Source organism: Salmonella sp. WC3, from assembly GCF_042932255.1.
Lineage (GTDB): Bacteria > Pseudomonadota > Gammaproteobacteria > Enterobacterales > Enterobacteriaceae > Salmonella > Salmonella enterica.
This window is the reverse complement of record NZ_CP170629.1, coordinates 4,235,156-4,258,401: the sequence shown is the minus strand read 5'-3', so window position 1 is coordinate 4,258,401 and position 23,246 is coordinate 4,235,156. Positions and strand designations below refer to the sequence as shown.

Sequence of the window (23,246 nt, the reverse complement as noted above, 5' to 3'; positions counted from 1 at the left end):
GGGGGCATTGGGCGGTGATAGCGGACCGGACCTTTCCTTCGGGCTTACTCTCGCGATCAGCAACGCATAACCGACTCCTTTTTAGACGATCATTAGTTCCACGCCTGTTTTCGCTAATGCCGCTTTATCCTGTTTGCTGATGGTGTCATCGGTTATCACACAGTTGATCTTGTCCATCGGCAATACCTGGTTAAAGCCGCGACGGTTAAATTTGGTCGCGTCCAGTACCGCGATAACTTTGTGTGCCGCCGCCGCCATGACGCCGCTAATGGAATAACCTTCGTTAAACGTGGTAATACCGTTTGTCGCATCAATACCATCCGCCCCGACAAACATGACATCGGCGCTGATGCCGTGTAGCGATCGTTCCGCAATCGTGCCGTGCATTGAGTGGGTTTTATGCCGTACCGTACCGCCGCAGACCACCAGCGTGAGATCTTTATTTTCTGATAGCGTAAAAGCGGCAGGCAAGCTGTTAGTGATCACCGTAATATTGCTTTTTCGCGCGAGCGCTTCCGCAATCAGTAATGTTGTGCTCCCGCTATCCAGAATGATGGTCATTCCTTCTTCAACCATTGCCGCAGCCGCCTGGGCAATCCGCTTTTTCGGATCGCTGGCGAGTTGATACCGATCTTCCAGAATGACTTCCTGATTGTCGCCTTCCGCCAGATGACTTCCCGGTTTTGCCGCGCCGCCATGAAAACGGGTGACAAGGCCTTTCTCTTCCAGCAGACGCAGGTCAGCACGGATAGTCACTTCAGAAATACCAAAGGTATTTGAAAGGTCCATCACCAGCACGCTGCCTTGCGTATTAATCAGGTCGACAATTTTATTTCTTCGCTCAAATGAGTTCATATTGATTTGCCTGATAATTAACTGTAACTAGTTTAAACGAAGGATTGCGAAAGGTGAACGCTAAATTTCGAAAGGAAATGTGAGCCAGCGCAGGTTGCTGGCTCGTACCATCAGGAAAGTTGAAGTAAAATTTTGCCCTGCATGGGCGCGCCATTAAGCGCTTTGACTGCTTCTGCAAAGCTTTCCGCATCGCCGCGATGGGCAATGAGAGGGGCCAGTTGAAGACGTTTTTCAGCCAACAGGCGCGCTGCGGTTTCCCATTCCTCTCCTGGCCATGGCGCGGAGTAGTTCATCCAACTGCCGAGGAGCGTGAGCTCTTTACGCAAAATTAACCCGAATGTACGCGTTGTCAGGGTGAGATCGTGATGTAACGTCCCCACCAGCGCCAGTTGCGCGCGCGGCCCGGCGATATCGATAGCCAGCGAGACGGTCTGGGGAGTTCCTGCCGTTTCGAGAACCAGTTGATCAAACTGAATGTCGGACAACGCGGTCTGGATGTCGTCGGCGGTCATTTCCCGGCTATTACAGGTATGCGTTGCGCCGAGCGCTTTCGCCAGTTCCAGTTTCTGCGGATTGATATCAATCGCCGTTACGCTTCGCGCGCCCAGTTCCCGCGCGCACTGTAAGGCCAGCAGGCCAATTGTCCCGGCCCCGACGATAATTACGTTTTTCCCCTCGCAGCCCTGCGCCAGATGAAAGGCGTGTAAGCCCACGGTAATCGGTTCGATAAACGCGCCATCTTCAATTGGCATATCAGACGGCAAGCGGAAAAGATTGGCCCGTTTGACCACCACATATTCCGCATTACCGCCTTCGCTGCGCGATCCTACAAACTGATACTGTTTGCATAAAGAAAAGTAACCGCGTTCGCATTGCGGACAGTGAAAGCAGGGAAGAAGCGGGACACAAGCGACGGCATCGCCGGGCTGCATATCCGTTACGCCTGTGCCGTAGGATTCAACGTAGCCGCTGAATTCATGACCTAACGTAATAGGATAATAATGGGCGCCCTGCGCGAAAATACGCGGGATATCCGACCCGCAAAGCCCTGAGCTAACGACTTTGACCAACACATCGTCCTCGGCTTGCAGTTGTGGTAAGGGACGTTCTTCAACGCGCACGTCTCCCTCAGCGTGAATAACCACTGATTTCATAACATTCTCCAGGAAGGTGAGGGGAGCGATTGCTCCCCTAAAATTAAGAGGCGATTTGACTTTGCTGTAGCGCCGTGGCTTTCTCAGCCGCGACAAACTGTCGGGCGCGACGCCAGGTCAGCAGTACGCCGGCCAGATAGATAATGGCAATGACGGCGAAGCCGACGATATTCTGCCAGGTAAAAAGTTGAATCAGCAGCCAGGTGATGGGAGAACCGCCCTGATCCAGCGAGGCGACTTGTCCGCCTGCTTTTAGCGCTCCGGCATTGGCAGCCAGTTGGGTATGCAGGCCAATCGTCTGGGTGGCTATCCACAGGGTGATACCCATGATAATGACACCTGAAATCAGCGTGCGGAACAGGTTGCCCTGGTGTACCGCGACCGCCATCGCAATAAAGAAACCGATGGTGGCGAGGTCGCCGAACGGCAGCACCTGGTTTCCCGGTACTAAGACGGCAATCAGGATGGTCAGCGGAATGAATATCAGGCTCGCGGAGACAACAGAGGTATGACCGAGCAGTAGCGCTGGATCAAGGCCTATCAGGAACTCCTGCCCGCCAAATTTGGCCTGTAGACGTTTACGCGCATGTTTCGCGATAGGCGTTAGGCCATCCATAATAGGTTTAATGACGCGTGGCATAAGCAGCATCACCGCTGCAGTTTTGACCGCCAGTTGCAGAACGGCTTTAGCGTCGTAGCCTGCCAGTACACCAATCACCAGCCCCATCACGAAGCCGACAGTCACCGGCTCGCCAAACGGTCCGAAGCGTTTCTGGACATCATCTGCGCTAAAGTGAATACGATTGAGGCCCGGAATTTTTTCGATAATGGTATCAACGAGCACCGCCACGGGGCCCAGGTACGCGGATGAGCCGTGTGGGATAGCAATCCCCTCGAGGCCAAAATAGTCGCGGGTATCTTTGGCAAACCAGTCCCCCAGTTTGTAGACAAAGGCGGCATGAACCACAACGCCCAGAATCCCCAGCCAGTATGAACCGGTCGCCAGATGCAGCATGGCGCCCGTGAAGGTCATGTGCCAGATATTCCAGATATCGACATTCACCACGCGGGTCATGCGGGTCACTAGCATCAGGACGTTAACCCCGATGGCGACAGGGATCGCGACCAGCGCGATTTGTGACGCCCAGGTCATGGGCGATGAACCCGGCCAGCCGACGTCAATAACGTGGAGATTGATTTGGAAATGTTCCGCCATGGCTTTCGCCGCGGGGCCGATAGAATCCAGCATCAGGCCGATGACCAGACCAATACCCACGAAGCCGATACCAATATGCAAACCCGATTTAAAACAATCCCCAAGCTTCATTCCCAGCAGTTTAGAGAACACGATGATCACCAGAGGCAGCATCACCGTTGGGCCTAAGTCGAGGATATAACGCATTATTTCGCTAAACATACGTTACCCCATGAGAATGGACAGAATTTTTTGCTGTAATGCTTCAATACCCACGCCGGAAACAAAAGGCATACCGTGAACGACGGGAATATTGCCAAAGGCGCGATCGACCCTGGCAGTGGTACAGATAAGATCGGCGCCGTCCATATAGGTTTCGATTTCGGTGACCCGGCATTGCACTAAGTCGAGCTCAATATGGTTGGCATCACACAGCTCTTTAATTTCTTCCGCAGCCATCGTTGAGGTTGCAACCGCACCGCCACAGGCCACAATTACTTTACGTTTCATAGGGTATTCCTCATTATTATCAATTTATTATCAAACCTGGACGCACTGCTCAGCCGTAAGGACTTTGTGCTCAAAGCACGACGCCAGTTCGGCATCCGGGGCGCTCAGTAAGGCTTCTATGGTGTCCGGGATTTGTAATGCCCCGAACAGGCGGCGCAGAAGTTTTAGCTGTGCCGCCGGGTTTTCAACGATTAAGGCGATGATTAACGAAACGGAAATCTCTTCGTCATCATCCGCCTGTTGAAACATGACCGGCTTATCTGGACGAATCAGATAGATAGCGGGTGATTTCGCATGAACCGCCTCGCAATGAGGGATAGCGACGGCGTGACGCTCCAGCGCAATGCCGGTAGGAAAAGACGCTTCACGTTCCACCAGCGCCTGCGGATAACTATCATGTACCACGCCTTTCGCCAGCATCTCTTTGCCAATGTGCGCCAGCGCCTGTTGGCTCGAGTCGAATGTGATTCCGGTTCGGACAAATAGTTGGCTCATAAATTCTCCATTATTCAGGCGACATCCGGCGTGCAACCGAAGCGATAAGCGCGCAGAACATCCTGAATTTTGTCAATAATCAGGTTATGCGGCGTAGGGGTGAGCACGCCCTCAGACAGGCGTTCAAACTGTACGGGCATAAACTGGCTAATTAATCCCAGCGGCAATGTGACGTTGTTCAGATTGGCGATTAACTTCTCTACGCTTTGACGAATACGCGGGTGCGGCCAGTAATAGCGAATACGGTCAGACAAACTAAAGTGGATGTCGACCATCGCCTGGCTCCAGGTTGGACGGTAGTATTTTTTCCAGTAGCCCGGTTCGTTTAGCATAACTTCATCAATGACCTCCAGTACCCGACTACGTTGTTCCGGGGAGATCAGCTCGTTTTCCATTTGCGCAAGTGCGAAAATGGCTTCGCGCAGCGCGAAAGTGAGCGCCGGGCCGACCTTCAGAATGGCGTAATGATCGCGTACCAGCGCACGGTAGGCCTGTCGCGTCTGATAATCAGTCGAATGCGCTTCATAGACCATCGGCGTTTCTTTTATCCATGCGGAGAGCGCCTGTGCCGCCTGCGGCTGATAATGAATAATCTGGGTATGATCAAATTCAACGCCCGGCTTTACCACAATGGCGATCACGCGTGACAGTGCTTCTTCCAGACCTGATTCACGAAACGCGATTTGGTGAGTTTCCAGCGTACGTGCAGCATCGACTTCGCGGGTGACATGAACGCTGCCGATGGTACTGGCTTCACCGCCAGGAACGGGCACTTCCGTGCCGATGACATAAGTCAGATGGCATTTTTGTTCTTCGTTTGCGGTCTCTTCTGCTGCTTTACAAAGCACGGCGGCACGGCGTGCAACGACCATCGGATCCAACGGTGTCGGGTCGTCAGCGCAGGACATTGACGCGTCCAGGTGAATTTTGCTAAAACCAGCGGCGACATACGCTTTTATTAACTCAACCGACTTTTCCATTGCCGCCGCTGCCGGTTCGTTCTGCCAGCAGTTAGGCCCTAAATGATCGCCACCAAGAATCAACCGCTCACGTGGAAATCCCACTTCCTGAGCAATGCCATAAACAAAATCACGAAAATCAGCCGGTTTCATTCCGGTATAACCGCCAAACTGATTCACCTGATTGGATGTGGCTTCAATCAATACCTTGTTGTCAGTATTGAGATCGAAAAGCAGAGCTGATTCGATAACCAGGGGATGAGCAGAACAAACTGAACAGATGCCCAGATGTTCTCCTGCTTTATGACGAGCAATTATTTCTTTCACTTTTATCTCCGAGTTCTTTCGTTTTTCTTCTTCGAAAGAATTTATAGGCTTTCGTAATGTTGTTTTGTGATTTTGATCTGATAAATGAAAGTTGCGAAAGGAAATGTAAGGTAACGAAATGGTGTGTAATGTCTGTAACTTCACTTTGTCATGAAAAACCGTACCCGCCGGAGCGGGCACGGAGGAACAAATGAAGGCTAATTAAACAATCGAGATAGCCAACTGCGCTTTGGCTGCATGACTTCTGGTGGTGGGGTAACGGGAACGGTGATCATCTCGCCTGCACCAGAGGCGATAAGCTCCCCGATTTCACGTAGTGCCTGCTGTGCATCTTCGCCCTGCGCCCGGAACAACAAGCGATGCCCCTTTTTCGCGCCGAGCGACACCACTCGCATCAGGTTTTTCCCGTCCACCGGGCCGGAGGCGCTATCCAGATTTTCTACCGTAATGTGGCTTTGAAACTGTTTGATAAACTTCACCAGTACCGCACTGGGTCTGGCATGTAAACCATGCGGATTATGGATGACAAACGTTGCCTGCTCACCCTCCTGCAACTCCACGGCTGCTGGCGTATTGGTCGTCGATCCAGTCAGTAGCGCTAAAACCTGACTGGGGGATTCGGCTTTAGCCAGTGCTTGCAGAATAGCGTCATCGCTGAGCACGCGAGTCAGTTGGCGCAAAATCTCAAGATGTTCATTGGAGCGCGCGGCAATTCCGGTGACCAGATACGCGGTATTGCCGTCACCCCAGTCAACGCCGTGGCGAAAAACGATTACCTTTACACCGGTTTGTAATACCGCATCGCGAGACTCTGGCGTACCGTGTGGGATCGCGATTCCATTTCCCAGATAAGTGGAGATCTGTGCTTCGCGATCCAACATGCCGCGTAAATAGTCAGTCGTGGTATTGCCAGCCGCAGATAACTTTTCCACCACACGGTGCAGAGCGGTGACTTTATCGAGGCGCTCATCGCTGATAAAAATATCGTGTTCACAGAGCTGCATTCTGACCTCCAGCCTTTGCTACAGGAGTTGTGTTGACTGAATTTTTGCGCACAGCCCACAATCTCCATAGGCCAAGCATCACCGCACCACATGCAGAGCCCGCAAGGATACATAACACCCAGGCCAGCGGCTGACTCACCAAAGGTAAAATTAAGAAGCCGCCGTGAGGAGCCGGAACCTGAATACGCAAGCTGTAGCTAAGTACTGCGGAAATGCTGGAAGCAATCATCATCATCGGGATGACACGCAAAGGATCTTTCGCTGCGAAAGGAATCGCGCCTTCAGTGATGTGTGTACAACCGAGGATATAGTTAACCATGCCTGCGGCACGTTCTTCCTCGCTAAAACCTTTTGGAAAGAAGGTGGTCGCCAGAGCAATTACCAGTGGTGGAGTAATACATGCGGCAGACACACCAGCCATAAAGTAGAAGTTGCCCTGGCCCAGTAAAAGCGTGCCGGTGACATAAGCGGCTTTGTTTACCGGGCCGCCAAAGTCAAAGGAGCACATTGCACCCACCACAATACCCAGCAATATTGGATTCGCTTCCTGTAGCGATGCCAGCCAGTTCATCATGCTATTATTGATAGCTGCGACAGGTTGCCCAAGCAGCGACATCAACACGCCAATAACCAGTACGCCAATGAGCGGCATAATAAAAATCGATTTCAGGCCTTCATACTGACGCGGTAAGCCTTCGAGTCGATTCTTTACCCATAACATCAGGTAACCGGCGGCGAATCCGGCAATTATCCCACCAAGAAATCCTGCGCCGGTAGCATTTGCCAGTAAGCCGCCGACAAATCCAGCCACCATCCCTGGTCTGCCAGAAATAGAGAATGCAATATAAGCGGTAAAGACCGGAACCATAATCGAAAAGGCTTGCTGACCGATTTTCATTAGCATTGCGGCGGTTGCATTGTATTCAGCTGAATTAGGATCAGCGGAATAAATCCCCCATAAAAACGACACCGCAATTAATATGCCTCCGGCAACTACAAAAGGTAGCATATTTGAAACACCACTCATCAGGTGCTTATAAATTTGTCGCCCCAGTGATTCTTTTTCGATAATTTCCGTGCTGGTGGTTGATTCGCCTTTACGTATTGGGGCTTCACCATTAATAACTTTGTTAATCAGCTCCGCAGGATGATGGATTGCTTCTTTTACCGGTACTTCAATAACCGGTAAACCATTAAAGCGATCAGGTAAGACATCTTTATCCGCCGCAATAATGACTCCGGCAATATCTACCAGATCAGCAGGTTGAATAGCATTTTCAACGCCACTGGCACCATTGGTTTCAACTTTTATTTCAACAGATAATTTTTTCGCGGCATTTTTTAAGGCTTCTTCAGCCATAAATGTATGCGCAATACCGGTAGGGCAGCCGGTCACTGCAATGATCTTTTTCATAAGCAGACCTTATATTGTAATTTAACCTACAGCTTTCTGACGTGGATTTGCGAAAGTAAGGTTTCTATTGCCGCAAGTTGGCCTAGTCCGGCAGAACTTGCGACATCAGCTCCTGTTGCACTGGCAAGAGATAAGGCATATTCCACTTCTCCTGTAGATAACCACTGGCTGAGAAAGGCGGCCAGTGCAGCATCGCCTGCACAGGCGGAGCTCACCAAATCAACCGTTGGCGCGCTACAAAACCAGTAATCAATCCCATTGGAGAAATACATTCCTTTAGCGCCAAGGGTTAGCAGAACATTTTGTGCACCAAGTGCATGTAAAGTGGTTAGAGTATTTTTCGCATCATTGTCGTCAGAGACAGTTAAACCGAATATTGCTTTAACCTCTTCATCATTTGGTTTAATTAATAACGGTTTGAACTCCAGTAACTGACGTAATGACGGATGACTAATATCTAAAATTACGCCGATATTTTTTTGCTGACAAATATGCATAATTTCTGCGTAAAAGCGGCTTTCAATACCTTGTGGCAGGCTGCCGCTTATCACCAGATAGTCTGCATCGGGCAGTTGCGAAATAATCGTGATAATTTGTTGTTTACATTCATCTGGAATATATGAGCCAGGGTTGACCAGTTTATATTCCTGCTTACCGTCATGAATGAAAATATTAATCCGCGTGGGTTCTTCTACCCATGCTGGTGTGACTGGCATTTTTCGGGTACGCAGGCTTTCTACAATATAATGCCCGGTGAAACCACCAAAAATGCCTAATATATGCGCAGGTATTTGAAAGTGATCCAGAACCAGCGCAACATTTACCCCTTTACCATTTGGGCAAAACTCGGTGTGGTGAGTGCGATTGACAATATTTGGCTGTAAAGGATCGCTAAATATATTCATATCAATCGCGCTATTAAGTGTTAGCGTGTAGATCACAGGCGATTCCTCACAGTTGCCCTTCACAGCCGCAAACATGAATTACTTTGCGTACCACCTCTTTCATCGCCTGTTTTGCTGGTTGCATATAGTGGCGGGGATCATTGGCTTTCGGGTTTTGTAGGAAATACTCTTTTAAGGCGTCGGAGAAGGCGATTTTCAGTTCGGTGGCAACATTGACTTTGCATACCCCAAGGCTGATGGCCTGGCGAATATCGCTTTCCGGCAAACCAGATGCCCCATGCAATACCAGAGGGATATCCACCAGAGCGCGTATTTCTGCCAGTCGCTCAAAATCAAGTTTAGGTTCAGCGGCATACATGCCGTGTGCCGTGCCGATAGCAACCGCCAGCGAATCAATGCCGGTGCGCGCCACAAACTCACGTGCTTGCTGTGGATTGGTGTAAAGGGCATCTTTGCTGTCTACCACTAAATCATCTTCGATCCCACCAAGGCGGCCCAGTTCTGCCTCCACGCTGGTGTCGTAGCGATGGCAAAAATCGACCACGCTTTTCACCAGCGCCACATTCTCTTCAAAGGGAAAGTGGGAACCATCGATCATGACTGAACGGATCCCTGCCATAACTTTGCTTTCAATATCGGCTAACGATTCATGATGATCCAGATGAATGGCCAGTGGCAGATTGTATTCACGAGCCAGATCGCCCGCGATCGCCACAATGTTACCCATTCCGGCATAGCTAAACGTGCCTGGTGTTCCGGCAACGATCAGCGGTGAGCGCATTTCTGCGGCGGTTTCTACCACCACCTGCAAGGTTTCCAGGTTATGGATGTTAAAGGCTGGCACGGCATAGCCTGCATGCTGGGCCTTCTGGAGCATATTTTTACTGGAAATAATGAACATAGTGGTCTCCGTTTATAACTTTCGAAATTAAAGTCCAAAATAAAAATAACCTTCGTTTTGAAAGTAATGTAACGATCATTGCCACACATGATTGTGATCATCAACACAAAAGCAGGATAATTTTTCTTAAATGAAAGCAAATATGTGGATTTAAATTTTGTTTTGTAAGTAAATAGGGGATGTGAAAATTCTATAATTGATTGATTTTATTGTGATGTTTCCCATTGAGCATTCGGTGACGTGGTGCAAAATTGACATCCCCTGTCAGAAGTTTAAAAATGAAAGTTAAAGCACGGGATAACTTCCCGACGAAGCGGAAAAAAAGGGTATGTTGTGGCAAAACCATCTACCAGCCTGTTGAAAAGGCGTCTGGACATTGCCGAAATCGTCCGTAAAAACGGCGAAATAAAAGTAGACGATTTGGCTGAAATGTTATCGGTTTCAGGGGTAACGATCCGTAATGATCTCAATTACCTGGAGCAGCAAGGCTATCTGAAACGCTCCTTTGGCGGAGCGATTTACACGGCCCAACCCGTCAGAGCAGCGGTAAGCCATGAAGTGGTGCAGTCGCAGGCGTTAGAGCATAGCGTCGAGCTTGAACTGGCTAAGCAAGTTGCCCGTCTGGTCTGCGACGACGATACCGTGTTTCTGGGGGCCGGAGAGGTGTTGCGTAAAGCGCTTCCTTTCCTGGGCGATTATCGGGATCTGTGCCTTATCATCAACGATCTTAGCCATGTTGCACCGGCCCGTGATTATATCGATGGTGAAATTGTGTTGTTGGGCGGTGTACTGGGGCGCAGTGGTCAGGCGCTGGGGGGCGAAATCGCCATCCAATCTTTGCAACAATTTCAACCGTCATGTTGTCTGGTGATGGTGGACCATATCAGCGAGGATGGCACGCTCAACGTGAAAAACGAAAGTGCAGCTGCTTTGCTAAGTGAATGCCTGCGCCTTAGTGGACAGAGTATTGCCGTGGTGGCGCAGCGTCCGATTCATGATGTGGCGCGTTATCCGGTAGGAAAACTGAATACGCTGAGCGCGATTATTACGCCACAGATTGTCGCCGCTGAGTACCACTCACGGTTTCTGGCCGACGGCTTAACCAACAGCTATACCAATAACGAATGTCTGACCTGGATAAACCCGACCCTGCATCAGGCAAGATGAAGGACAACGCATGAACATAACAATCGCAACATTGGGTGAATTGCTCGTCGAGTTTCTGGCAAAAAAAGAGAACCAAGGATTTTCCTCACCGGGGGAATTTTGGGGGCCGTATCCCAGTGGGGCGCCTGCCATATTTGCCGATCAGGTTGCTAAACTTGGTTTTCGTTCATTGTTGTTTAGCTGTGTTGGCAACGATGCCTTTGGCGTTATGAATATTACCCGATTGTCGCGCGATGGCGTAAATGTACAGGGAATTTCCGTACTGCCGAACGCCACAACAGGTAGTGCTTTTGTCAGCTACCGAAGCCAGGCCCAGCGAGATTTTATTTTCAACATGCCGGACAGTGCGTGCGGTTTGCTGAGTGCCGACCACCTTGATGAAACATTACTCAGGCAATATCGCCACTTTCATATTATGGGATCGTCATTATTTTCCTTTCGTTTGATCGATGCCGTACGCAAGGCGATTAGCATTGTAAAAGAAAATGGTGGCACAATTTCTTTCGATCCTAATATCCGTAAAGAGATGCTAAAGATCCGCGAAATGTCGCAGGCCTTTGAATATATTCTTGACTACACGGATTTCTTCCTGCCAAGCGATGGCGAACTGGATTATTTCGGCCTGAGCAAATCCCGCGATGAAGAGAAAATTGTCGCAAGGCTTCACAAGCGTGGAATTGCCCATGTCATCATTAAACGTGGCGCCCGTGGAGCCAGTTACTATTCAAAAGACGAACAACATCATGTGGCTGGGTATCCGGTGAAGGTGGTTGATCCTACAGGCGCTGGCGATTGCTTTGGCGCAACCTTTGTCAGCCTGTTTCTTGCGGGATATTCCGTACCCGATGCTTTAGCCCATGCTAATGCCGCAGGATCGCTGGCTATCTCTGCGCGTGGGCCGATGGAAGGCACGTCCACGCTGGCACAAATTAAAGAATTGATGAGGCAGCAGAATTAAGTAAAGGTGATTAATAGGCTGTCGTTATATTCGACATACCTCAAATTGCATGTGCTGCGACTCAAATTAGTGAGAAACGTAAGGTTGCGCCTGGCATAGAATTTCAATTTATTGAATTTGAATGGTTTTATGGTGGGTTAGATGTTTTTGCCATATCCGGTATGAACATGGCGCAGTTTATCAAACATATGAAAACATGGCCCTTAAGCCATGTTTTGCGAGGCGCTTTCCAGAATAGATCAGGTCACAGGTGCCGGGTTAAACACTGCCAGCTGGTTATGCAATCCCCATTGATCTGAGAAAGTCTTTTTCCGGCCGCTGGCGACATCGAGAATAAAGTGAAATAGCTTCCAGCCCACATCTTCGATTGTCTCTTCACCCGTGGCGATGGTGCCTGCATTGATATCCATTAAGTCATACCAGCGGTTCGCCAGCTCGGTACGCGTCGCCATTTTAATGACCGGCACCGCCATCAGCCCGTACGGCGTGCCGCGTCCGGTGGTAAAGACCTGTACGGTAATGCCGGAAGCGACCTGCTGCGTGCCGCAGACGAAATCGCTGGCGGGCGTCGCGGCGTAAATCAGGCCGCGTTTGGTGGGGCGCTGGCCCGGCGACAATACTTCGACAATGGCGCTCTTACCCGATTTAGCGATAGAGCTCAGCGCTTTTTCCACGACGTTCGCCAGGCCGCCTTTTTTGTTGCCGGGGGACGGGTTAGCGCTGCGATCGGTTTTCCCCATATCAAGGTAGTTATCGTACCAGGCCATTTCATCCAGTAGGCGTTTACCCACGGCTTCGTTGATGGCGCGCGGCGTCAGAAGATGAATGGCATCGCGCACTTCGGTGACCTCCGAGAACATGACGGTCGCGCCGCAGCGTACCAGCAGATCGGAAGCATAACCCACCGCCGGGTTTGCCGTGACGCCAGAAAACGCATCGCTGCCGCCGCATTGCATCCCGACGACCAGCTCGGAGGCCGGGCAGGTTTCGCGCTGGCGCTGGTTCAGTTTCGTCAGATGGCGTTCGGCGACCCGTAAAATATCGTCGACCATTGATTTAAAACCGACATGCTGCTCGTCCTGTAAACGCACAATACTGGCGCTTTCAACGGCGATGGCGGGAATATCCTCGGTGCCTTCCAGCAGTCGTTCCGGCTGCAGTTTTTCGCAACCGAGGCCAATCACCATCACTTCGCCGCCAAAATTGGGGTTGAGCGCGATATTATGAATCGTGCGAATCGGCACGACCGCCGCCGGCGCGTTGATTGCCACGCCGCAGCCGTACAGATGGTTTAGCCCTACAACGCCATCGACATTCGGGTATTTGGGCAGGAGATCGCGCTCAATTACTTTCACCACATAATCGACCACGCCCGCCACACAGTGCACGCTGGTGGTAATGCCAAGCAGATTTTTGGTGCCGACGCTGCCATCGGCGTTACGATAGCCCTCAAACGTGTAGTTTTCCAGCGGCGGCAGCGGTTCCGGTACTTTGGTCGCCAGCGGTAGCGTATTCAGCGGCGGCGCTTTTGGCAGTTCAACCAGCGACTCGTCGATCCAGCTTCCGCGCGGGATGTCGCGTACCGCATAACCGATGACTTCGCCATAACGGATGATTTCGCCGTGAGCGGGGATATCCGTCAGAGCGACTTTATGGCCTTGCGGAATATGTTCAGTCAGTTCCAGGCCATCCGGAAAACGTGTCCCGGCTTTAAGACCGTGGTCATTAACAATAATTGCGACATTATCGGTTTCATGTACTTTTATATAAAACGCCGATGGCGATTCCTGGCGAATTTCGATATTGGCCATTGTTCAACATTCTCCAGCCTGGATGATAGAAATAGGATTATCTATTTTGGTTATGGTTAAATCGTTAAATCTCAATATAAGAAATAAAGTTCATGCATAATGAAATAAGAATGACAGGAGTATAAATATAAGAATGTGATCCAGATCACCGCAAATTATGAAATTTTTTATGTAGGCCGGGTAAAGCGTAAATGTGTGCATTAGCGCCCAGTATCATGGGCGTATGCTCAAAAATAAGCGTTAAATAATCCCTTTTTAATGAGCGTTTGCACAATGATTATCCGCCATAGGCTGTTTATACTGAATGGCGAATTCAGTGTATCTGACGAGTTATTTGAAAATACCATGATAATAATAAAAGACGATAAAGATATCAGAACGGTATATTGTGCTACAGGATGTGTACCACATTAGAAATAGAATGCGGAGACCCATTCTGATTTCAGATAAGCATTTTATTGTCGTTGCTATAAGTTATGGTGGCGGCATCACATGTAGAGAATTAAAGAAATAAGCGAAGGTATAAGCGATGAATAACGCTATTTTCCCGAATAAGTTTAAAGCGGCGCTGGCGGCGCAACAGGTGCAGATTGGCTGCTGGTCTGCACTGGCAAGCCCAATCACCACCGAAGTTCTTGGTCTGGCGGGATTTGACTGGCTGGTGCTGGATGGCGAACATGCGCCGAACGATGTGACCACCTTAATTCCGCAGTTAATGGCATTGAAAGGCAGCGCCAGCGCGCCTGTGGTACGTGTGCCAACCAATGAACCGGTCATTATCAAACGGATGCTGGATATTGGGTTTTATAATTTCCTGATCCCCTTTGTTGAAACGCAAGAGGAAGTGGCTCGCGCCGTCGCCTCGACGCGTTACCCGCCGGAAGGCATTCGCGGCGTCTCCGTTTCTCACCGCGCGAATATGTTCGGTACGGTGCCTGATTACTTTGCGCAGTCGAACAAAAACATCACCATTATTGTTCAAATCGAAAGCCAGTTGGGTGTCGACAATGTTGATGCCATCGCCGCAACGGAAGGCGTTGATGGCATTTTTGTCGGCCCAAGCGATTTGGCCGCCGCGCTGGGTCATCTCGGCAATGCTTCTCACCCTGACGTGCAGCAGACGATTCAACATATTTTCGCCCGCGCTAAAGCGCACGGTAAACCGTGCGGCATTCTGGCGCCGGTAGAGGCGGATGCCCGCCGTTATCTGGAATGGGGCGCGACCTTTGTCGCCGTTGGCAGCGATTTAGGCGCCTTCCGCGCCAGCACGCAGAAGCTTGCCGACACCTTTAAAAAATAATCCTGGTATGGAAAGAGAGAACGCTATGACGATGAAAGTTGGCTTTATTGGCTTAGGCATCATGGGTAAGCCCATGAGCAAAAACTTACTGAAAGCAGGGTATTCGCTGGTGGTGTCCGATCGTAATCCTGAAGCGATTGCTGACGTCATTGCCGCAGGCGCGGAAACGGCCTCTACGGCGAAGGCGATCGCTGAACAGTGTGACGTCATCATCACGATGCTGCCTAACTCTCCGCATGTGAAAGAGGTTGCGCTGGGCGAGAACGGTATCATCGAAGGCGCGAAGCCGGGAACCGTATTGATTGATATGAGTTCTATCGCGCCGCTGGCAAGCCGTGAAATCAGCGATGCGCTGAAGGCGAAGGGCGTTGAGATGTTGGATGCGCCGGTCAGCGGCGGCGAGCCGAAGGCGATTGATGGCACGCTGTCGGTGATGGTGGGGGGCGATAAAGCCATTTTCGACAAGTACTACGACCTGATGAAAGCGATGGCGGGTTCCGTGGTGCATACCGGCGATATCGGCGCAGGCAACGTCACAAAACTGGCTAACCAGGTGATCGTGGCGTTGAATATCGCCGCCATGTCTGAAGCGCTGACGCTGGCGACTAAAGCGGGCGTCAACCCGGATCTGGTCTATCAGGCGATTCGCGGCGGTCTGGCTGGCAGCACGGTACTGGATGCGAAAGCGCCGATGGTCATGGACCGAAACTTTAAACCAGGTTTCCGTATCGATCTGCACATTAAAGATCTGGCGAATGCGCTGGATACCTCCCACGGCGTTGGCGCGCAGCTCCCGCTGACCGCCGCCGTTATGGAAATGATGCAGGCGTTACGCGCGGATGGACACGGTAATGACGACCATAGCGCGCTGGCGTGCTACTACGAAAAACTGGCGAAAGTGGAAGTCACTCGCTAACGACGTTGTGCCCGGATGGCGTGTAGCGATCCGGGCCTGAATTTCAGGCTGGATAAGTGAAACGCCATCCGGCGTTGTGCAGTAACAGGCTACCGCTATGAAAATCGTAATTGCCCCCGACTCCTACAAAGAAAGCCTTTCTGCCGCCGAGGTAGCGCAGGCGATAGAAAAAGGATTTCGGGAAATTTTCCCCGATGCGCAATATGTCTCTGTTCCGGTTGCCGATGGCGGCGAAGGAACGGTCGAAGCCATGATTGCCGCGACGCAGGGCGTTGAACGCGCCGCATGGGTGACCGGGCCGTTGGGTGAAAAAGTGAAAGCCTGCTGGGGAATGTCCGGGGATGGTAAAACCGCGTTTATTGAAATGGCGGCGGCCAGCGGACTGGCGCTGGTTCCGCCAGAAAAACGCAACCCTTTGATTACAACCTCGCGGGGAACGGGGGAGCTGATATTGCAGGCGCTGGAAAGCGGCGCAAGCAATATCATTATCGGCATTGGCGGCAGCGCGACAAATGACGGCGGCGCAGGGATGATGCAGGCGTTAGGCGCAAAACTGCGCGATGCAAACGGCGCGGATATTGGTTACGGTGGCGGAAGCCTTCATTGTCTAAGTGACATTGATATTTCAGAGCTCGATCCCCGTTTAAAACTCTGCGCTATTCGTGTCGCTTGCGATGTCTCTAATCCTCTGATCGGCGACAACGGCGCATCACGAATTTTTGGGCCGCAGAAAGGCGCGACCGAAGAGAACATTGTTGAGCTGGACAGAAATCTTGCTCACTATGCCGACATCATAAAAAAATCGCTGAATGTCGACGTAAAGGCGGCGCCCGGCGCAGGCGCGGCAGGCGGTATGGGGGCGGCGTTAATGGCTTTTCTCGGTGCGGAATTACGCAGCGGGATCGAAATTGTCACGGCGGCACTGAACCTGGAGGAGCATATCCACGACTGTACGCTGGTGGTGACGGGAGAAGGGCGGATTGATAGCCAAAGTATTCGCGGTAAAGTGCCGATTGGCGTCGCGAATGTGGCGAAAAAATATCATAAGCCAGTGATTGGCATTGCCGGCAGCCTGACGCACGATGTAGGGATAGTGCATCATTATGGCATCGACGCTGTCTTTAGCGTACTCACGCGCATCGTGACGCTGGAGGAGGCTTTTCGGGGCGCTTTTGACAATATTTATCGGGCATCCAGAAATGTTGCTGCCGCTCTGGCGATAGGAATGCGCAGCGCAGGGTGACAAAGTCGCGCGAACCCTCTATACTTCGCGCCGAAGCTGACCAGACAGTCGCCGCTTCGTCGTCGTCCTTTCGGGGAGACGGGCGGAGGGGAGGAAAGTCCGGGCTCCATAGGGCAGGGTGCCAGGTAACGCCTGGGGGGGAAACCCACGACCAGTGCAACAGAGAGCAAACCGCCGATGGCCCACGCAAGTGGGATCAGGTAAGGGTGAAAGGGTGCGGTAAGAGCGCACCGCGCGGCTGGTAACAGTCCGTGGCACGGTAAACTCCACCCGGAGCAAGGCCAAATAGGGGGTCATAAGGTACGGCCCGTACTGAACCCGGGTAGGCTGCTTGAGCCAGTGAGCGATTGCTGGCCTAGATGAATGACTGTCCACGACAGAACCCGGCTTATCGGTCAGCTTCACTTCTTCATAAAACCCGCTTCGGCGGGTTTTTGCTTTTACAGGGCGGCAGGATGAATGACTGTCCACGACGCTATGTCCAAAAGAAAGCGGCTTATCGGTCAGTTTCACCTCTTCATAAAACCCGCTTCGGCGGGTTTTTGCTTTTACAGGGCGGCAGGATGAATGACTGTCCACGACGCTATACCCGAAAGAAAGCGGCTTATCGGTCAGTATCATCTCTTCATAAAACCCGTCAGTGTAAGCTGGCGGGTTTTTGCTTTTACCGGGCGACAGGATGAATGACTGTCCACGACGCTATACCCAAAAGAAAGCGGCTTATCGGTCAGTATCATCTCTTCATAAAACCCGTCAGTGTAAGCTGGCGGGTTTTTGCTTATCAGGCCGGTGAAGGGTATAGAGGTTGCAGAAGACGCCAGCGTCACCATCCGGCAATTAATTGACAGCCGTGGTGACATAATATTATTCGTTTTTGTGATGAGAAACACAAAACGCTATGGATTGCGCTATTTTTAGTTGAAGTGAAAAGCAATCTATTTCTTTCACAAAATTACATCCTGAAAAACAGCAAGAAAGCGGTGTAAATTATTTGTTGTAAATGAAAATTAAATGTATGAAATATTTTGGTTAAAATTTTATTAAATGTTTCTTTACAAACAAATAAGGTAAAAAAATGTGACGCGTAACGGTTTTTAAGCGCATTTACCTTCGGTTTATACTTAAATTTGAGAAATTATGCTTTAAATTTAACGCTGGAATTGCCGATAAAATGTCCCGTAATTGATTGAAATATCGTCTTCATGGGATATCAAAAATAGGAGATAAAATAGGCTGGTTATCGCCATAATATATCGTTATCCCGCCCCTGTTTTTTGATTGAAATCAGGCTAAGTTACTGCTTTATTTTTGTAACCTATTGAAATATCAGGTTTTCTTTATTTAATAAAAACCATGTAAAAATTGTGGTAAGTTAATTTGTGAGTGGTCTCACATAACCTTTAAGATTTAATTTGCTACACTTCCTGCCGTTCACAATGTTATTTCAGAGAGGTAGATATGAATACTCTTGCTCTCCCTAAAACACAGCATTTGGTGGTCTTTCAGGAAGTCATTAGAAGTGGTTCTATCGGTTCTGCCGCAAAATCGTTAGGGTTAACCCAACCCGCCGTCAGTAAAATCATTAGCGATGTTGAGGCCTATTTTGGCGTTGAGCTAATTGTACGTAAAAATACCGGCGTTACGTTGACCGAAGCGGGACAGGTACTGCTTTCCTAGTCTGAATCTATCACCCGCGAAATGAAAAACATGATCAACGAGATGAACAGTATGACGTGCAATACCATTGTCGACGTCTCGTTTGGCTTTCCTTCGCTGATTGGCTTTACCTTCATGTCCGATATGATTCATAAGTTCAAAGAGGTCTTTCCAAAAGCGCAGGTATCCATGTACGAAGCCCAGCTCTCTTCATTCCTGCCGGCCCTGCGCGACGGGCGGCTGGACTTTGCTATCGGTACGCTCAGTAATGAAATGCAACTACAGGATCTGCATGTCGAGCCGCTGTTTGAATCAGAGTTTGTCCTGGTAGCCAGCAAGCCCCGAACATGCACCGGCACCATCACACTGGAATCGTTAAAGGACGAACAGTGGGTGTTGCCGCAAACGAATATGGGCTACTACAGCGAATTACTCACCACTCTACAACGAAATGGCATCAGCATCGAAAACATTGTTAAAACAGATTCCGTTGTCACAATATATAATCTTGTTCTCAATGCTGATTTCTTAACTGTTATTCCCTGCGATATGACCACGCCTTTTGGCTCTAATCAATTTATCACGATACCAATCAAAGACACGTTACCCGTCGCACGTTATGCGGCGGTATGGTCTAAAAATTATCGTATCAAAAAAGCTGCTTCAGTATTAGTAGAATTGGCTAAGCAATATTCATCATATAATGGATGCAGACGCAGGCAGTTAATAGAAATTGAATGATATGGAATAAACATATTTAGCGAAATTGACGCCACCTGGTTCTTTTGAACAGTGGGCAACGGTAACTTATTTTTAATACCCAGGTTAAGAGGTTATAATGCACATTACATACGATCTCCCGGTTGCAATTGAAGATATCCTCGAAGCGAAAAAAAGACTGGCGGGGAAGATATATAAAACGGGAATGCCTCGCTCTAACTATTTTAGTGAACGTTGCAAAGGCGAAATATTTCTCAAGTTTGAAAATATGCAGCGTACGGGTTCATTTAAAATTCGTGGCGCTTTTAACAAACTTAGCTCGTTAACGGAGGCGGAAAAACGTAAAGGCGTCGTGGCCTGTTCCGCAGGTAATCATGCACAGGGCGTTTCTCTTTCTTGCGCAATGCTGGGTATTGACGGCAAAGTCGTGATGCCGAAGGGCGCGCCAAAGTCAAAAGTGGCGGCCACCTGTGATTATTCGGCGGAAGTGGTGCTCCACGGTGACAACTTCAATGACACCATTGCTAAGGTGAGTGAAATTGTCGAAACCGAAGGCCGCATTTTTATTCCGCCTTACGACGATCCAAAAGTCATTGCCGGACAGGGCACTATTGGTCTGGAAATTATGGAAGATCTGTACGATGTCGATAATGTCATCGTGCCTATTGGCGGCGGCGGTTTAATTGCAGGTATTGCCATTGCGATTAAATCGATTAACCCGACCATTAAAGTTATCGGCGTACAGGCCGAAAATGTTCACGGTATGGCGGCGTCTTATTACACTGGCGAAATAACCACGCACCGAACGACCGGCACCCTGGCGGATGGTTGTGATGTCTCCCGCCCGGGTAATTTAACCTATGAAATCGTTCGTGAATTAGTCGATGACATTGTCCTGGTTAGCGAAGATGAAATTCGTAACAGCATGATCGCTTTAATTCAGCGCAATAAGGTTATTACTGAAGGCGCTGGCGCTCTGGCTTGCGCCGCACTATTAAGTGGGAAATTAGATAGCCATATTCAGAACAGAAAAACGGTCAGTATTATTTCTGGCGGCAATATCGATCTTTCTCGTGTATCACAAATTACGGGTTTAGTTGACGCTTAATCTTTTCGTGAGGATAGGATATGAGTACTACTGATAGCATTGTATCCAGCCAGGCAAAACAGTCGTCATGGCGTAAATCGGACACGACGTGGACGCTGGGTTTATTTGGTACCGCCATCGGCGCCGGGGTGCTGTTTTTCCCTATCCGCGCCGGGTTTGGCGGGCTTATCCCCATTCTTCTGATGCTGGTTTTAGCTTACCCCATTGCGTTCTATTGTCACCGGGCGCTGGCGCGTCTGTGTTTATCCGGATCTAATCCGTCCGGCAATATTACGGAAACGGTCGAAGAGCACTTTGGTAAAACGGGCGGGGTAGTTATCACGTTCCTTTACTTCTTTGCGATTTGTCCGCTGCTGTGGATTTATGGCGTCACCATTACTAACACGTTCATGACGTTTTGGGAAAACCAGCTGCAGATGCCAGCGTTGAATCGCGGTTTCGTGGCGCTGTTCTTGCTGCTGCTGATGGCCTTTGTGATCTGGTTTGGTAAAGATCTGATGGTTAAGGTGATGAGTTACCTGGTATGGCCGTTTATCGCCAGTCTGGTACTAATCTCATTATCGCTGATTCCTTACTGGAACTCGGCGGTTATCGATCAGGTTGATCTCAGTAATATCGCGCTGACCGGGCACGATGGCATACTGGTTACGGTGTGGCTGGGAATCTCTATCATGGTGTTCTCCTTTAACTTTTCGCCCATCGTCTCTTCCTTCGTGGTGTCTAAGCGGGAAGAGTATGAGAAAGAGTTTGGCCGCGAATTTACCGAGCGTAAATGTTCACAGATCATCTCGCGCGCCAGTATGCTGATGGTCGCCGTGGTGATGTTCTTCGCCTTTAGCTGCCTGTTTACGCTCTCTCCACAGAACATGGCGGATGCGAAAGCGCAGAACATTCCGGTACTTTCCTACCTGGCCAACCATTTCGCCTCTTTGTCGGGGACAAAATCTACTTTTGCAACGGTGCTGGAGTATGGCGCGTCTATCATCGCGCTGGTTGCTATTTTCAAATCTTTCTTCGGTCACTACCTGGGGACGCTGGAAGGGCTGAACGGCCTGGTGCTGAAATTCGGTTATAAAGGCGATAAAACCAAAGTTTCTATGGGCAAGCTTAATACCATCAGCATGATCTTCATTATGGGGTCTACCTGGGTCGTAGCTTACGCAAACCCGAACATTCTGGACCTGATTGAAGCGATGGGCGCGCCGATTATCGCCTCGCTGTTATGCCTGCTGCCGATGTACGCCATTCGTAAAGCGCCGTCGCTGGCGAAGTACCGTGGTCGTCTGGATAACGTGTTCGTCACCCTGATTGGTCTGCTGACCATCCTGAATATTGTCTACAAATTGTTCTAATCCTCACGTTTAGCTTGCGTTCCGCCCCAGGGCGCGGACGCAGGCTGACATCGACGGAGGCACTACATGAATGAATTTCCGGTCGTTCTGGTCATTAATTGCGGATCATCTTCTATCAAATTCTCTGTACTGGATGTCGCTACCTGTGATGTTTTAATGGCGGGAATAGCAGATGGAATGAATACTGAAAACGCCTTTTTATCTATTAATGGCGATAAGCCGATAAACCTCGCGCACTCTAATTATGAGGACGCGTTAAAAGCCATTGCCTTTGAGCTGGAAAAACGTGATTTAACGGATAGCGTGGCATTAATTGGCCACCGTATCGCGCACGGTGGAGAGCTATTTACGCAGTCCGTCATTATTACCGATGAGATTATCGATAATATTCGTCGGGTATCACCTTTAGCGCCGCTGCATAATTACGCTAATTTAAGCGGCATTGACGCGGCGCGGCGCCTTTTCCCGGCCGTGCGTCAGGTGGCGGTATTTGATACCAGTTTCCACCAGACGCTGGCACCGGAAGCCTATTTATACGGATTGCCGTGGGAATATTTTTCCAGCCTGGGTGTGCGTCGCTACGGCTTTCACGGTACGTCGCATCGCTATGTTTCGCGGCGCGCGTATGAACTGCTTGACCTCGATGAAAAAAACTCGGGTCTGATTGTCGCGCATCTGGGCAATGGGGCGTCTATCTGCGCGGTACGCAATGGTCAGAGCGTGGATACCTCAATGGGGATGACGCCGCTTGAGGGGCTGATGATGGGCACTCGCAGCGGCGACGTTGATTTCGGCGCGATGACGTGGATAGCCAAAGAAACCGGGCAGACGTTGAGCGATCTGGAGCGAGTGGTGAATAAAGAGTCCGGTTTGCTCGGCATCTCCGGGTTGTCATCCGACCTTAGAGCCCTGGAAAAAGCATGGCACGAAGGACATGAGCGCGCCCGGTTAGCGATAAAAACGTTTGTCCACCGTATCGCCCGTCATATTGCCGGTCACGCGGCATCGTTACATCGGCTGGATGGCATTATTTTTACCGGCGGTATTGGTGAAAATTCAGTATTAATTCGCCAGTTGGTCATTGAACATTTGGGCGTGCTGGGGCTTACGTTAGACGTTGAAATGAATAAGCAGCCGAATTCTCACGGCGAGCGCATTATTTCCGCTAACCCTTCTCAGGTTATTTGCGCTGTTACTCCCACGAATGAAGAGAAAATGATTGCCCTTGATGCCATTCATTTAGGCAACGTGAAAGCACCAGTGGAATTTGCATAACTTAACGGCTGTTCTGTAGAG

Annotated in this window: 20 protein-coding genes, 1 other RNA gene and 1 pseudogene; 10 read left to right on the top strand and 12 right to left on the bottom strand. The window is 50.1% G+C overall.

Translation table 11 applies throughout. The annotated features are described in order from the left end of the window. Positions 1–81 precede the first annotated feature (81 nt). The 10 genes from ACFK9X_RS20820 to ACFK9X_RS20775 form a co-directional block, all read right to left on the bottom strand. On the bottom strand, positions 82–855 hold the full coding sequence (locus ACFK9X_RS20820) for a DeoR/GlpR family DNA-binding transcription regulator (RefSeq protein ID WP_001083900.1): 774 nt from the start codon (positions 853–855) through the stop codon (positions 82–84). A 110-nt stretch (positions 856–965) separates the two neighbouring features. Then, a complete protein-coding gene (gatD, locus tag ACFK9X_RS20815) occupies positions 966–2,009 on the bottom strand; it encodes a galactitol-1-phosphate 5-dehydrogenase (protein ID WP_000844173.1) in 1,044 nt (347 codons plus the stop codon). Positions 2,010–2,052: 43 nt separating this feature from the next. Next, positions 2,053–3,426, bottom strand: a complete 1,374-nt coding sequence (locus ACFK9X_RS20810) for a galactitol-specific PTS transporter subunit IIC (RefSeq protein WP_000490601.1) — start codon at positions 3,424–3,426, stop codon at positions 2,053–2,055. Positions 3,427–3,429: 3 nt separating this feature from the next. After that, complete coding sequence (gatB, locus tag ACFK9X_RS20805; protein WP_000824294.1) at positions 3,430–3,714, bottom strand: PTS galactitol transporter subunit IIB; 285 nt, start codon at positions 3,712–3,714, stop codon at positions 3,430–3,432. A 30-nt stretch (positions 3,715–3,744) separates the two neighbouring features. Beyond that, the gene (gene gatA, locus ACFK9X_RS20800; RefSeq protein WP_151117580.1) at positions 3,745–4,209 is read right to left on the bottom strand and encodes a PTS galactitol transporter subunit IIA; all 465 of its coding nucleotides are present in this window, start codon (positions 4,207–4,209) and stop codon (positions 3,745–3,747) included. Positions 4,210–4,223: 14 nt separating this feature from the next. Further along, on the bottom strand, positions 4,224–5,495 hold the full coding sequence (gene gatZ, locus ACFK9X_RS20795) for a tagatose-bisphosphate aldolase subunit GatZ (protein ID WP_151117578.1): 1,272 nt from the start codon (positions 5,493–5,495) through the stop codon (positions 4,224–4,226). 197 nt (positions 5,496–5,692) lie between these two features. Further along, the gene (locus tag ACFK9X_RS20790; RefSeq protein ID WP_001175243.1) at positions 5,693–6,499 is read right to left on the bottom strand and encodes an HPr family phosphocarrier protein; all 807 of its coding nucleotides are present in this window, start codon (positions 6,497–6,499) and stop codon (positions 5,693–5,695) included. Continuing rightward, positions 6,486–7,913, bottom strand: a complete 1,428-nt coding sequence (locus tag ACFK9X_RS20785; protein ID WP_000719916.1) for a PTS fructose transporter subunit IIC — start codon at positions 7,911–7,913, stop codon at positions 6,486–6,488. The genes ACFK9X_RS20790 and ACFK9X_RS20785 overlap by 14 nt, the downstream gene beginning before the upstream one ends. 26 nt (positions 7,914–7,939) lie before the next feature. Further along, positions 7,940–8,854 (bottom strand): 1-phosphofructokinase, encoded by a 915-nt coding sequence (pfkB, locus tag ACFK9X_RS20780; RefSeq protein ID WP_001520582.1) that lies wholly within the window; start codon positions 8,852–8,854, stop codon positions 7,940–7,942. Positions 8,855–8,864: 10 nt separating this feature from the next. Continuing rightward, positions 8,865–9,719 (bottom strand): tagatose bisphosphate family class II aldolase, encoded by an 855-nt coding sequence (locus ACFK9X_RS20775; RefSeq protein WP_000469985.1) that lies wholly within the window; start codon positions 9,717–9,719, stop codon positions 8,865–8,867. Between the two features lie 333 nt (positions 9,720–10,052). Here ACFK9X_RS20775 and ACFK9X_RS20770 point away from each other — a divergent pair, with 333 nt between their 5' ends. Together ACFK9X_RS20770 and ACFK9X_RS20765 are read left to right on the top strand one after the other, a co-directional pair. After that, positions 10,053–10,886: a DeoR/GlpR family DNA-binding transcription regulator gene (locus ACFK9X_RS20770; RefSeq protein WP_001118368.1), complete on the top strand. Its 834-nt coding sequence runs from the start codon at positions 10,053–10,055 to the stop codon at positions 10,884–10,886. Positions 10,887–10,896: 10 nt separating this feature from the next. After that, positions 10,897–11,844, top strand: coding sequence for a sugar kinase (locus ACFK9X_RS20765; RefSeq protein ID WP_001027807.1), 948 nt, complete (start codon positions 10,897–10,899; stop codon positions 11,842–11,844). A gap of 239 nt (positions 11,845–12,083) precedes the next feature. On the opposite strand, the gene garD is transcribed toward ACFK9X_RS20765, so the two are convergent. Next, positions 12,084–13,655, bottom strand: coding sequence for a galactarate dehydratase (gene garD / locus ACFK9X_RS20760; protein WP_151117575.1), 1,572 nt, complete (start codon positions 13,653–13,655; stop codon positions 12,084–12,086). 529 nt (positions 13,656–14,184) lie between these two features. Between garD and garL the strand changes: the two genes are divergently transcribed. The 4 genes from garL to rnpB all read left to right on the top strand — a co-directional run bounded on the left by garL (position 14,185) and on the right by rnpB (position 17,521). Then, positions 14,185–14,955, top strand: a complete 771-nt coding sequence (garL, locus tag ACFK9X_RS20755; RefSeq protein ID WP_151117573.1) for a 2-dehydro-3-deoxyglucarate aldolase — start codon at positions 14,185–14,187, stop codon at positions 14,953–14,955. A 25-nt stretch (positions 14,956–14,980) separates the two neighbouring features. Continuing rightward, positions 14,981–15,871 carry a 2-hydroxy-3-oxopropionate reductase gene (garR, locus tag ACFK9X_RS20750; RefSeq protein ID WP_000178106.1) on the top strand — a complete coding sequence of 297 codons (891 nt, stop codon included), beginning with the start codon at positions 14,981–14,983 and terminating at the stop codon, positions 15,869–15,871. Between the two features lie 97 nt (positions 15,872–15,968). Further along, a complete protein-coding gene (garK, locus tag ACFK9X_RS20745; RefSeq protein WP_000706458.1) occupies positions 15,969–17,114 on the top strand; it encodes a glycerate 2-kinase in 1,146 nt (381 codons plus the stop codon). Positions 17,115–17,146: 32 nt separating this feature from the next. Beyond that, positions 17,147–17,521, top strand: an RNA gene (gene rnpB / locus ACFK9X_RS20740) — RNase P RNA component class A. A gap of 210 nt (positions 17,522–17,731) precedes the next feature. On the opposite strand, the gene ACFK9X_RS20735 is transcribed toward rnpB, so the two are convergent. After that, on the bottom strand, positions 17,732–17,974 hold the full coding sequence (locus tag ACFK9X_RS20735; protein ID WP_137986715.1) for a hypothetical protein: 243 nt from the start codon (positions 17,972–17,974) through the stop codon (positions 17,732–17,734). 598 nt (positions 17,975–18,572) lie between these two features. Between ACFK9X_RS20735 and tdcA the strand changes: the two are divergent. From tdcA to tdcD, 4 genes and pseudogenes are all read left to right on the top strand, one after another. Further along, a pseudogene (tdcA, locus tag ACFK9X_RS20730) lies at positions 18,573–19,511 on the top strand (transcriptional regulator TdcA). A gap of 97 nt (positions 19,512–19,608) precedes the next feature. Further along, complete coding sequence (tdcB, locus tag ACFK9X_RS20725) at positions 19,609–20,598, top strand: bifunctional threonine ammonia-lyase/L-serine ammonia-lyase TdcB (protein ID WP_000548370.1); 990 nt, start codon at positions 19,609–19,611, stop codon at positions 20,596–20,598. 20 nt (positions 20,599–20,618) lie between these two features. Continuing rightward, positions 20,619–21,950 (top strand): threonine/serine transporter TdcC, encoded by a 1,332-nt coding sequence (gene tdcC / locus ACFK9X_RS20720; RefSeq protein WP_000108129.1) that lies wholly within the window; start codon positions 20,619–20,621, stop codon positions 21,948–21,950. 66 nt (positions 21,951–22,016) lie between these two features. Then, positions 22,017–23,225 carry a propionate kinase gene (tdcD, locus tag ACFK9X_RS20715; RefSeq protein WP_151117571.1) on the top strand — a complete coding sequence of 403 codons (1,209 nt, stop codon included), beginning with the start codon at positions 22,017–22,019 and terminating at the stop codon, positions 23,223–23,225. Positions 23,226–23,246 lie beyond the last annotated feature (21 nt).